The organism is Nostoc sp. (assembly GCF_035638895.1).
In the GTDB taxonomy this organism is placed as follows: Bacteria; Cyanobacteriota; Cyanobacteriia; order Cyanobacteriales; family Nostocaceae; genus Nostoc.
In genome coordinates this window covers 1-8,783 of sequence record NZ_DASQZC010000008.1, presented here as the reverse complement: position 1 = coordinate 8,783, position 8,783 = coordinate 1, and the positions used below count along the sequence as shown (strand labels likewise).

Below are 8,783 nucleotides of genomic sequence, written 5' to 3'. Positions count from 1 at the left end.
CCTTCAACACATCCTCAACAAAAAGAACGAAAATGAAGGTTTTACACTCATTGAATTACTAGTAGTAATTATCATCATCGGTATTTTGTCTGCGATCGCTCTACCTTCTTTCTTGAACCAAGCAGCAAAAGCTAAACAATCAGAAGCGAAAACCTACGTTGGTTCAGTCAACAGAGCGCAACAATCTTACCGGATTGAAAACCCATCCTTTGCTGGCTCTATTGCCGACCTGCAAATTGGTATTCCTACCGGAACTGTTAATTATGCATATACTATATCCGCCACAGATAACACCACTACAAGTGTTTCAGCAGTAGCTCAAGATATTAAGTCTCTGAAAAGCTTTGCTGGTGGTGTTGTCATTCTCGACAGTGGACAAACTTCTGCGGCTGCTTGTCAGACAACTGGAGTTAGTGGTACTGCTCCTGTTCCTGTATTAACTACTGCCTCAGGCGCAACCTGTACTGGTGTTGCTGGTGCAGAAAACATGAAATAAAGTTTAATACTTTATTTTTGGGAATGCTAGATCAATTCCAGTTGATATAGCATTTTTTATTTAATCTTCTTACATAATGTAGGGGTTAACGATGTTAACCCCTGCTTTTGATTTTGAAGCTGATCTCAAATCAGGTTTAATCTCACTTAGCAAGAAATTTAAAAACAATTCCAGGGTTTTCAATTATGACCATCCAGTTAAATAAAGAAGTTTATTCAAATCCTATCTTGTTAACCATTCCACAATATGAACAACATATTACTGAAAATCCCAGGAAAGTTACTAATTATTGGTATTTAGGATTAGCCTTATTATTAGAAGGTAGAGAAGAAGAAGCGCAGATTATTTGGATGACTCCATTTCTCGAATTTGGAGAACAAGAATCAGAACAGTGGCTGCAACAATTAACAGAAGTTTTATTAAATGCTGCTCAACAACAAGAAGCAAATTATAACTATCAACTGGCTTGGGTAGTTCGTCAACACATTAGAGAATTTATTCCTGAACATATTAATAATATTTTAAAATTAGTCGAGCTAAACATAAATTTAAACATTGAGGATCTGGAAATAGTTATTAATAACTTAATTGAAACTATATCTCAACTAACAGAAATCCCTATTTTTGATGAAATTTTATTAGTCCAAGTGATTGAAAAACTAGTTCATCTTGACCCAGTTAGCCCTCCTCCCTTTATAGAGAAACTGGTAGAAGCATTTATACCTTATTTCTTAGCTTCTAAAACTATTTTTAAATTATTGACAGATAAAGCTGAATCATTACATTATTTTTTTTATCACCATCTGTCGATTTATTTTGCAAAAATTGCGCTCCGGCTAGAACCTAATAATCTAGATTGTATTAGAAAAATTATTTGTCCTCTGCAAAGACTAGGACTAGATTATACTAAAGAGTCTATTTATTGGGCAAACAAATATTTAGAACTTTCTCAAGAACCAATTGATCAAATTATGGGTACTCAATTTTTACTGGAAGCCCTTTTAGCCTCTTGTGAGAATTGGGAAAAATCAGTTCAAGTTTACCAAAAATATAAACTAATTTTATCTAATATTGTCACCAGTAAAACAGAAAGCGAAACTTTAGTTCAACTTTTAGGTATTGGTGCTTTTTTACTATATATGGAAGATAACCCGCGTGAAAATAGATTAATTCGCAATGGAGTAGCTACTTTATGTCAAAAACTGATATGGAAAAATTTCCCTGAAAATATCAGCACTTATCAACAACGTTTTCACTCACCTCGTCCTTCTTTGAGTGAACGTCCCCTTAGAATAGGCTATTTATCAAGCTGTTTTCGTACTCATTCTGTCGGCTTTTTAGCTTGGTGGTTATTAAAATATCATGATCGGCAACAATTTGATATTCATTTATATTCTTTAGGCGAGATTTCTCATGATCCACAACAACAAGCTTATAAAAACGAATTTGGCGATCATTTTTATCAAGGCTCTCTTCCAATAGTTACAGTTGCAGATAAAATTAACCAAGATGAAATAGATATATTAGTTGATTTAGATAGTTTAACTTCCTATGGAAACTGTGCTATTTTAGCCCTGAAACCGGCACCAGTTCAAGTTACTTGGTTAGGCTATGATGGGACTGGTTTCCCAACAGTTGATTATTTTATTGCTGATAACTATGTATTACCAGAATCAGCACAAGATTATTATACTGAAAAAATTTGGCGACTCCCTCAAAATTATATTGGTATTGATGGCTTTACTGTAGGAACACCAACTATCAGCAGAGAATCTTTAAATATTCCTGATGATGGGATTATTTATTTTAGTTCCCAAACCGGAGTAAAACGTAATCTCCATAATATCCGGTTACAAATGCAGATTATAAAACAAGTTCCTAATAGCTATTTTTTACTTAAAAGTCATCGCAGTAATCATCAAGATTTAAAAAACTTTATTACGCCAATTGCTGAAGCTGAAGGGGTAGATTTAGAATGCTTAAGGTTTCTACCTTCTGCACCTACAGATATGGAACATCGTGCCAATTTAGCCATTGCGGATATTGTCTTAGATACCTATCCCTACAACGGTGCAACCACAACCCTAGAAACATTATGGATGGGTATCCCCATAGTCACCAGAGTAGGAGAACAATTTGCTGCCCGTAATAGCTACACAATGATGATGAATGTAGGAGTTACAGAAGGTTTAGCTTGGAGTGATGAAGAGTATGTAGAGTGGGGTGTGAGGTTGGGTAAAGATGCTGCATTAAGGCAGCAAATTGCGTGGAAACTGCGACAATCAAGGCAAACATCACCTCTGTGGAATGGTAAGAAATTTGCCCGTGAAATGGAGAATGCCTATCAACAGATGTGGCAGAAATATAGCGGTTCTTAATTACATGGAATATAGACCTAACCCCCAGCCCCTTCCCTGCAAGGGAAAGGGAGAAAGATTCAAAGCTTCTTTCCTTTTAGGACAGAGGAATAGAAGCGAGGTTATATAGCAGTCCTAAATCATATCATGTCCGGTTGATTACTTATTAAACCGAAAGAACCCCACCCCGCCAAAGCTACGCTTTGTCTCCCCTCCCCGCAAGCGGGGAGGGGTTGGGGGTGGGGTGCAATGACTATGGGAATCGTAACTAATTATGCGGACATGATATCATTTATGAAAATTATATATGTCTCTTGTTCTTTCTTCCCTTTGCGTCCTTCTCTAACGAAACGCTGCGCGTTGGCGGAAGCCTCTCACAGAGAAGGCATTGTTGACAGTTCGTTCCATTATCTATATTTTTGACAACTCAGATTATTAGGTGGTTGCCTGTCCTGCATGATGAGCTAAAAAGGTAATATAAAAATAATAAATACGATTATGGATAGCTATGTCTGCTAAAGATGTCTTTCATAAAGTTGTCAAAAAAGCTTTGCAGAAGGATGGTTGGCAGATTACTCATGACCCACTCTCAATTAGCGTAGGTGGTGTGAATGTCTCTATTGATTTGGGTGCTGAAAAACTTATTGCGGCAGAACGGGAGGGAGAAAAAATTGCTGTTAAAATCAAAAGTTTTTTAGAGAAATCTTCTGCAATCTCAGAATTTCATACAGTATTGGGACAGTTTATCAACTATAGAGGCGCATTAAGGCGACGACAGCCAGAGCGTGTTTTGTATTTAGCAGTACCTTTAACAACTTACAAAACATTTTTTCAACTTGATTTTCCCCAAGCGATGATTGAAGAAAATCAAGTCAAAATGATTATTTATGATGTAGAGCAAGAGGTGATTTTTAAATGGATAAACTAGCCCAGTATCGGCAGATTGTACAACAGATATTACAAGAGTATAGTGAGCAAAAACCTGCTAGCAGTAATATAGATGTTGAGAATATTTTTGATATAGAACGTGACCATTACCAAGTAGTCCATGTAGGCTGAGAGGGTCAAGATTGGGTACATAGTTGTATCCTCCACATTGATATTAGGGGTGGAAAAATTTGGCTTCAGTGGAATGGTACAGAAGAAGATATTGCAGAAACTTTGGTTAGCATGGGAGTTCCTAAAGAAGATATTGTGTTAGGATTTCAGTCTCCTTTCATGAGGAAGTTTACAGAATATGCAGTGGGTTAGAGCATTTATTAAAAAGCAGGTGTTATCTCTAAATTGGATGCGATCAAACTATCTACATCGCAGGATGAAAGTGTTCCTGCTTTTGCTTGTGCGATCGCAGATTGATTATCTGTTGCTAAAGCAATTCGAGTATTGATTCTAGGTAAAAGAGTTTTCCATTGTGCATCAGTCATCTTACCTAGCAAAGAAATTTCTGGCCCCTCAGTTATATCTACATCATCTTCCATGAGCAAATTCATGGTCAAAGAAGATAAAAGCATATCGGCTTCCTCCTCAGAAATATTGTGAGTATCTATGAGAAGAGTTATGTTACTTTTCTCTGGGTGAGTAGTAAGAGTAGAAATGGCACTTGCTAAATCTTGATATAGTAAATCTTCTGACTGTGACCAGTCTGGGAAAATAATTAGGTTGATATCTCCTAAGCGGAAATTTTGACTCAGGGTATCTGCAATATATTTACTAAATAGTTCTTGGAAGAGGTTGCCTATTTTAGCTGAGTAAGAGCGACTATCAAGAAAACTAGGATTATCTTGCATTCTTTCCTTGATTTGGGCGCTCTTTTGTTGGCGTAATTCAGGGTCAGTTCCGAGTGCGATCGCTAATTGTATATAAGACTCTTCACTATCCGCAACTAAATCAGGGACATCCAGTGCTTGCACCATTGCGGCTCCCATTGCAGAGCGAAAGCTATTTCCCTGCCTTGCAATTACTGGCAAATTAACCTGTAGTGGTTCTACCAGAGAAGTTGTCCCGGCAAATGGGTAAGAATCTAGATATATATCAGCAATTTTATAGTACTCTTTCATATCGTCCCGATCTGGGACGGGTTGAGGATCTAAGACTATTAAGCGTTCAGTCCCTAATCCATACTTAGAAAATATAGAATTTAAGTGATTGATAAATTCTGTTTTTGGATAGTTATTTAACCAATTTGGCCCAAATGGTAAAAGTACTAAAACTGAGTTTTCTACTCTAGAAATGATTTTTGCCCACGTTTCAATCAATTCTGGAACTGTTTTGAAGTAGTTAGCTCCAGAAATAAAAACAACAGCATCTTCAGGAATTTTTAAACTATCTCGCTCAAATCGAGTTGTTAATTTTTCTTCTTCAGTACCGTAACTAAAACAGTGGGCGCTTCCTTCTAGTTTGACTAACTTTTCTTGATAGTGGTTTTGTGCTGCTGGAGATGGATCAGTTAATGTACCGGAAATATAATAATCCATATTTCGCATTCCGGTTGTAACTACAGAACCACCACTGGTAACTTGTATTCTGGCTAATCTATGGGTTCCTAAAAGGCAGATTTGATTAGTTACTGCGGTTACATTGGTAGCTATAAACAATATGTCAACATCATCAGCACGAATGGTCTTAACCTGTGCTGATAATTCCTGTGGTAGCAGCTTAAAAGAGTTCGCACAGAGTTGACAATATTGTTCTAATCGATGACCAGTTTGACTCAAAGAGTACAAAATGACTTCAAAATCTCTACTGATATATTCATAAACAGGAAGATAGGCAAATGTTTCGGCTGAAGGTGTGAAATGTGTTGCTAGGATACCGAGCCGAATTTTTTTTCTGTTTACAGGTCTATCTGCAAACTCATAGTCAAGCTCATGTCCATTGAGTTTCAGAAAATATTCTATTATTTCTGCACGTTTAACATAGATATCTTTCAGATTTGACTCATTGAAGTAGGCTGGGATAAAATTAGCAGTTTGAGTAAATTTGTGAGCGACTTGATGCCATAACTTTGAATCACTGTTGCTGAATATAGATGCGTGCAGATAATTAAGTGAATTTTGCAAATATTCATAGTAATTATCTGCCTCACCAATTTCACGGAAATAAATTTGAGGGGGAAATAAGAATAATTTAGATAAAAGCTCTATTTCTATACCAAGGCTATTTACATTATTTTCGGTAGTTAATTGTTTCTGAACTGCTTGTGGATGATGCACAACTTCAACATTTTCAGAAATTGGTTTTTCATTTAGATTAGATGTTGGTTTTACTACACATAATTCTGCCCTGACATGGATTACTCCACCAGAAGTTTCCTCATTTTCAAGCTGTATAGCCTTAAACTCACCTTGAAATCCATATCTTTTACAAAGTTCTAGGTAACTAGGAAAATCATTACAGTAGTATAAAAACGAATTGATATTCCAAAAACTGATATGTGTGGGATCTTGAAAAGCTCCTCTCCCATCTGTAGATGGTACCCGAATATCAACTTTTGCACCAGGCTTACAAATTCTCCATATCTCATTCATAGTGTGCAGTCGATCTTGGAGATGCTCAATAACATCGTGCGCTCTGACTTCATCTACGCTGTTATCTTCAAATGGAAAGTTTTTACTAAGATCGGCAACAATATCTATACCTAATCCTGGCCAAATGTCTACCCCGATAAAACCATCAGGTTTATTTGTCCCAGAGCCTAAGTCTACACGCAGATTCTTGGATTGTGATTGATATCTATGCTGAATTAAATTATTTTTAAGTGGCTCATTTATTTTTATGCTACGATTTGAAATCATTGGTAATAAAGATGAGTTTGCAAAAATATATAAAGGCTGCTTTCTATTGATGTAACCTTCAAAATTTCTATTGACAAGTCCATTAGTAATGTTTTCTCTAAGATTCAAATCTTTAAAATTACGATATTCTTTGTGTGTTACCTCTTCAACTCCATCACTTGCACACCAAGTTATACCATCTACCCTCGGCGCTTTGCCAGCAGGCAGATGAATACCAATCTCTTCATCCGCCATATAGACATTTAGTAACCCTGCAAGTTTTACTCTAAAGCTATAGTCAACATCCTCAAATCCATAAAGACCATAGTCCTCACACCAGTAACCTAAAATATCTTGTGTACGCTTCGGAATCAAAAAGCAAGCGCCTCCAATATTACCCTCTTCTTTTACTCTAATTTGGTGATTTCTGATAATTTGCAATGGATAGCTGATTGGCTCAAAATTGTAGCCAATTACTCCTATCTCTGGTATTGCATCAACAACGGATACTAGTGTGGAAAGCCAATTGTTCTTTTGAATAACAATGTCATTATCATACTTCAGGTAATAAAGTGCTTCCGGCTCCTGTAACCAAGCTAAATTTGAAGCTTTAGCAATACCAATATTATCCTCAAGTAAAATTAGATTGTTTATTATTCCTGTTTGATGAAGTTCTTTGAGATACTCTTTAGTTCCGTCGTGGCTAGCGTTATCTACAACAGTAATAGTATGAGGAAAACATGTATATTTTACAACAGATGCAATGGCCTCTTTGGTAAACTCAAGACGGTTAAATGTAACTATACCTATATTTACATATCTATTAATTAGCATGATATCAGTACCTAAAAAACTAATGGTTTTTGGAAAATTTACTTCAAGATTCTTTTAAAAGACAATAATTCACTTTAATTATTCCATTTTTTATCAAAAAGTTTTTTATTCTCTATAAGCAACTCGTTCATATTTTTATTTGGATACATTGTTTTAAATGTTGTACTTGCTAAGTGCCATACGTATGTATCTAAAGCCAAAGATAATTTTAAACCTTCAGAAATTATTCTTTGGCAATAGTCATCATCTTCGTATAGCCCTAATCCATATAGTTCATCTAAATATCCTATCTTTTCAAAGGTATTACGAGGCATTACAATAGAGAAAAAAGCAAGTGCGCTACTAACTTCGATAATTTTACCTTTGAAACTTTTGTATAGATATTCATTTATTTCATTATGGGAAAATTGATTAATATCTAAACTTTTTGTTCCATCCTTAAACATAGGACAGGTAGACTGAATAATTTCAATTCCTTGCTTACCTCCACCCACAGATGCTATAGGGGAAATAATGCCTAAATTCTGATTATTCTTAAGATGACTAATTAATTTCTCAAAACAGTCATTAAAGACTAATGTATCGTTATTTTGAAAACATATATATTCTGCTGTACTTAGTTTTAATCCTTGATTAATAGCTTTCACAAATCCCAAATTTTTTCTGTTTCTAATAACTACATGATTTACATTATCTAAACTTTGAATTACATTATTAAATTCGCTATCTTCACTACCATTGTCAATATATATTATGCTAAAAGGAATTTTTGTGTAATATTTTATACTTTTAATTAAAAAACTAGTAAAATATGAGTTATTAATTGCTGGGATTAAAATATCTATTTTTGCTGTCATTTTATGTGCTTTTCTTTCCTAGAGTTTTTTTGCAGAATTAATTTATTTTTTTTGGCACAAAATTAATATGTTTAGCGCCTTTAATAGTTACAATAAATGCAAGACATCTAAGTTTACTAATACCTAGTAGCTACTCAGCTTTACTGTACTAATCGCTATTTCCCTCTTGCTTCTTAACCTGCTCTAATACAACTTTGTAATCTTGCCGATCAGGATGTAACTTCACCAACTTCTCCAAAAGTTCTATCGAACCTTTACCATCCTTCAATTGCAACCGCAGCAAAGACAGTTTCTCTAAAGCAAGTTGGTTTTCTGGTTCCCGTTGTAAAACCAACTCGTAGCCCCGCGCCTGTTGTTGTAATACTGACTCAGCAGAAGGTGACGCAATTGCTGGCTTAGGTTGGCTAGCCTGTTGGATTGCCGGAATTACTGCAAACACCGTAGAACCAAAAAACGAGAACATCGA

Annotated in this window: 6 protein-coding genes and 1 pseudogene; 4 read left to right on the top strand and 3 right to left on the bottom strand. The window is 35.5% G+C overall.

What is annotated here, in order from left to right:
- The 4 genes and pseudogenes from VE944_RS00235 to VE944_RS00220 all read left to right on the top strand — a co-directional run.
- On the top strand, positions 1-496 hold a 496-nt coding region (locus tag VE944_RS00235; RefSeq protein WP_324970746.1), incomplete at its 5' end, for a type IV pilin-like G/H family protein.
- Between the two features lie 185 nt (positions 497-681).
- Positions 682-2,874, top strand: coding sequence for an O-linked N-acetylglucosamine transferase, SPINDLY family protein (locus VE944_RS00230; protein WP_324970744.1), 2,193 nt, complete (start codon positions 682-684; stop codon positions 2,872-2,874).
- 487 nt (positions 2,875-3,361) lie between these two features.
- A complete protein-coding gene (locus tag VE944_RS00225; RefSeq protein WP_324970742.1) occupies positions 3,362-3,781 on the top strand; it encodes a XisH family protein in 420 nt (139 codons plus the stop codon).
- Positions 3,769-4,104, top strand: a pseudogene (locus tag VE944_RS00220) (element excision factor XisI family protein). The gene VE944_RS00225 and the pseudogene VE944_RS00220 overlap by 13 nt, the downstream one beginning before the upstream one ends.
- An 8-nt stretch (positions 4,105-4,112) precedes the next feature.
- Here VE944_RS00220 and VE944_RS00215 read toward each other — a convergent pair.
- From VE944_RS00215 to VE944_RS00205, 3 genes are all read right to left on the bottom strand, one after another.
- Positions 4,113-7,460 carry an O-linked N-acetylglucosamine transferase family protein gene (locus VE944_RS00215; protein WP_324970740.1) on the bottom strand — a complete coding sequence of 1,116 codons (3,348 nt, stop codon included), beginning with the start codon at positions 7,458-7,460 and terminating at the stop codon, positions 4,113-4,115.
- Between the two features lie 74 nt (positions 7,461-7,534).
- Positions 7,535-8,317 carry a glycosyltransferase family 2 protein gene (locus VE944_RS00210; RefSeq protein WP_324970738.1) on the bottom strand — a complete coding sequence of 261 codons (783 nt, stop codon included), beginning with the start codon at positions 8,315-8,317 and terminating at the stop codon, positions 7,535-7,537.
- Positions 8,318-8,465: 148 nt separating this feature from the next.
- Positions 8,466-8,783, bottom strand: a 318-nt coding sequence (locus VE944_RS00205; protein WP_324970736.1) for a tetratricopeptide repeat protein, incomplete at its 5' end; no start/stop codon positions are given.

Bases quoted from the DNA above. Each gene is read 5' to 3' on its own strand.
- VE944_RS00210 (WP_324970738.1), bottom strand. From the start codon at position 8,317: ATGACAGCAAAAATAGATATTTTAATCCCAGCAATTAATAACTCATAT.
- VE944_RS00225 (WP_324970742.1), top strand. From the start codon at position 3,362: ATGTCTGCTAAAGATGTCTTTCATAAAGTTGTCAAAAAAGCTTTGCAG.
- VE944_RS00215 (WP_324970740.1), bottom strand. From the start codon at position 7,460: ATGCTAATTAATAGATATGTAAATATAGGTATAGTTACATTTAACCGT.
- VE944_RS00230 (WP_324970744.1), top strand. From the start codon at position 682: ATGACCATCCAGTTAAATAAAGAAGTTTATTCAAATCCTATCTTGTTA.